Below are 3299 nucleotides of genomic sequence, written 5' to 3'. Positions count from 1 at the left end.
GATTGAGAAGCATAGAAGAAAAAGAAAGCACAACCACATTTAATTGGTTTGTAAAAAATCCAATTAATAACTATGGCGTAAATATTAATATTGGTGATTACGCTAATTTTTATGAGGTTTTTAAAGGTGAAAAAGGCGATTTAGACATGAATTATTATGTTCTAAAAGATAATCTAGAAAAAGCGAAAGAACATTTTAAGGATGCTCCAAAAATGATGAAAGCTTTCGAACATTGGTTTGGACCTTATCCGTTTTACGAAGACAGCTTTAAATTAGTAGAAGTGCCTTATTTAGGAATGGAACACCAAAGTTCTGTAACCTATGGGAATAGGTACATGAAAGGTTATTTAGGACGAGATTTATCTGGAACTGGTTTGGGTTTAAAGTTCGATTTTATTATTATTCATGAAGCTGGACACGAGTGGTTTGCAAACAATATTACCAATGTAGATGTTGCAGACATGTGGATTCATGAAGGTTTTACAGCCTATTCTGAAAATATATTTTTAGATTACTATTATGGCAAAGAAGCTTCTGCAGATTATGTAATTGGCACGCGAAGAAACATTCAAAACGACAAACCGCTAATAGGAGAATATAATGTAAATAGCGAAGGCTCTGGAGATATTTACTATAAAGGTGCAAATATGCTACACACATTACGCCAAATGGTAAATGACGACGAAAAATGGAGACAAATACTTCGTACATTAAACAGTAAATTCTATCATCAAACAGTGACTACAAAACAAGTAGAAGATTGCCTAGCAGAAGAATCTAGATTAGATTTAGAAGGCTTTTTTAATCAGTATTTAAGAAGTACTAAAATTCCCGTTTTAGAATATAAAGTCTTTAAAAGAGAAATTACATTTAATTGGAATCATGTAGTTGAAAATTTTAAAATGCCAATTAAAATTTTAGTTAATGACGAATCTTATATCATTAACCCTTCAGAAAAAGAGGTGAAATCATTTAAAACTAAATCAGATATCAAAAGTTTTAAAGTAGATAGAAATTACTATATCGAAGCTGTTAGAGTTAAGTAAATCTTACTAAAATGTAACAACTCTATTTTTAAAACAGATACAGATTGGAGAATTTGACTTCATAGTAATTATAACAATAAACAAGCTGTTATCTTATTTTTTATAAAGTAGAAAACAATGAAGCTTATATGCGTTGGGAAGATGCTGTAAAAGTAGCATTATGTTATCATTAAATAGAATCTACTCTAAATAATTTAATGCACACTAGTGGATTAAAAGTTATTTAAAAAGAAAAAAATGATTCTTGGTCAGCTTTAGATGTTGTAGAAAAAGTAAGAGTTTCTCCAAAATTACATGTTGCTTTTAACAAAAATAGAAAAGCTCTAGAACACTATAATAACTTTGCGCCATCCTATGAAAAAAGCTATATATTGGCTAAATCAAGCCAAAAGAGAAGCAACAAGAGAAAAAAGAATCGCAGAGATAATTAAACTCTGCGATGCTAATATTAAAACGAGTAATACGTGGTAAAATCTATATCCCACTTATGTAACTACCATATGGATCTTTAAATTGAATACCTTCTGTAAACCTATATTTACTTAATTGCTTGAACTCCACTAAAGCCCAAAGCACAAATTCTTTTACAAAATAACTTTCCTGTTTAGATAACTTTGGTTGGTGCTCACCAAGTAAATCATCTAATGGAGAAACGGTATCAAGTAAAACTTTGTATTCTTTATCTCTTAAATCGTCTAACAACTCAAAACCATCACGATTATTAAAAAACCAAGATACAATATCGTCGTAAGTGCTTTCGTCTGCTTCTTTTTTAAGCTTTTCAATTTTAGGGAAAAACTCTGGAAACAAACTTTTTACAGCTTCACCAATTAAATTATATGCCACTTGTGCAGCACCTTCTTGTTCACCTTCGTACACTAACTCCACTTTTCCTGTAATGGCAGGAATAATACCTAAAAAATCTGATAATCTAACAGTAGTATTATCTTCTCCTGCTTTTAAAGCTCTAAGTTCTGCTGTACTTAATAGGTTTTCGAAAGCTGTAATACTTAATCGTGCACTTACACCACTCTTCTCATCTATAAAATCGCTTTCTCGCGCTTCAAATACAATTTGTTCTAATAAATCTTTTGCTAGCTCTGGTACATGAATACTTTCTTTTTGACGTATATCAGATTTTGCTTCTTGTGATGTAATTATTTTTGCGGTTTCAATATCTGTTGGATAATGTGTTAAAATTTGAGATCCAATTCTATCTTTTAGTGGTGTTACAATACTTCCTCTATTGGTATAATCTTCAGGATTTGCTGTAAAAACAAATTGCATGTCCAAATTTAATCTTAATTTAAATCCACGAATTTGTATATCGCCTTCTTGTAAAATATTAAACAATGCTACTTGTATTCTAGCTTGTAAATCTGGTAATTCATTAATCACAAAAATACAGCGATTCGCACGAGGAATCATACCGTAATGCAATACGCGATCATCTGCATAACTTAGTTTTAAATTTGCTGCTTTTATGGGATCTACATCACCAATAATATCTGCAACAGTAACATCTGGAGTTGCTAATTTTTCAGCAAAACGCTCACTTCTATGTAACCATGAAATTGGTGTGTTATCGTCTTTTTCTTTAATTAGTTCTATAGCAAAACGTGATATAGGCTGTAACGGATCATCGTTTATTTCACTACCTTCTACTAATGGAATATACTCATCTAACAAATTAAGCATTAAACGCGCTAACCGTGTTTTTGCTTGACCACGAAGTCCTAATAAATTTATATTGTGTCTTGATAGTATAGCGCGTTGTAATTCTGGAATTACAGTGTTTTCATAACCATGAACACCTTCAAAAACTGTTGTTTTATTTTTTATTTTTTCAATTAAATTATCTCTTAATTCATCTTTAATTGATTTGCTTTTATAACCAGCTTCTTTTAAATCGCCTAAAGTTTTAATTGTTTCTATTTTCATATTCATTGTTTAATCTTTTTCAATTGATTGAGTGAAAAATTACCCACTTTTAACTCACAACTTTTAACTTTTAACTTGTTTTTATCCTTTTATTCTCTTTTTTCTATTCGTTTCATAATCTTCAAAAATCATTTCACCTAATCCTTTTAATCCTGTATAAAATGCTTTGCCTTGGTTTGCTTTAGTAAATTCCTCTACAAATTGCATAAGGTAATTATCTTGTGCAATCATAAATGTTGTAATAGGAATATGAAGCCTTCTTGCTTGTTGTGCTTGGGCATAACACTTATTTGTTATGTATGGATTTAAACC

3 protein-coding genes and 1 pseudogene are annotated in these 3299 nt (G+C 30.4%); 2 read left to right on the top strand and 2 right to left on the bottom strand.

Annotated elements, in window-relative coordinates:
- Both QNK89_RS01575 and QNK89_RS01570 read left to right on the top strand, forming a co-directional pair.
- Nucleotides 1–1046 (top strand): M1 family aminopeptidase (locus QNK89_RS01575; RefSeq protein ID WP_340169226.1); only part of this gene is annotated, 1046 nt, incomplete at its 5' end.
- Between the two features lie 354 nt (nt 1047–1400).
- Nucleotides 1401–1517, top strand: a complete 117-nt coding sequence (locus QNK89_RS01570; protein ID WP_340169225.1) for a YdeI/OmpD-associated family protein — start codon at nt 1401–1403, stop codon at nt 1515–1517.
- A 3-nt stretch (nt 1518–1520) separates the two neighbouring features.
- Here the strand turns inward: QNK89_RS01570 and QNK89_RS01565 are convergent, their stop codons facing one another.
- Together QNK89_RS01565 and QNK89_RS01560 are read right to left on the bottom strand one after the other, a co-directional pair.
- Nucleotides 1521–2987, bottom strand: coding sequence for a magnesium chelatase (locus tag QNK89_RS01565; protein WP_340169224.1), 1467 nt, complete (start codon nt 2985–2987; stop codon nt 1521–1523).
- An 81-nt stretch (nt 2988–3068) separates the two neighbouring features.
- A pseudogene (locus tag QNK89_RS01560) lies at nt 3069–3299 on the bottom strand (hypothetical protein); the annotation flags it as partial.

The sequence above is a fragment of the Lacinutrix sp. genome (assembly GCF_037625555.1).
Classification (GTDB): domain Bacteria; phylum Bacteroidota; class Bacteroidia; order Flavobacteriales; family Flavobacteriaceae; genus Lacinutrix.
The sequence above is the reverse complement of the archived record's forward strand: the minus strand, read 5'-3'. Positions and strand labels throughout refer to the sequence as shown.

Coding starts and splice junctions, on each gene's coding strand:
- QNK89_RS01570 (WP_340169225.1), top strand. CDS start 1,401: ATGAAAAAAGCTATATATTGGCTAAATCAAGCCAAAAGAGAAGCAACA.
- QNK89_RS01565 (WP_340169224.1), bottom strand. CDS start 2,987: ATGAAAATAGAAACAATTAAAACTTTAGGCGATTTAAAAGAAGCTGGT.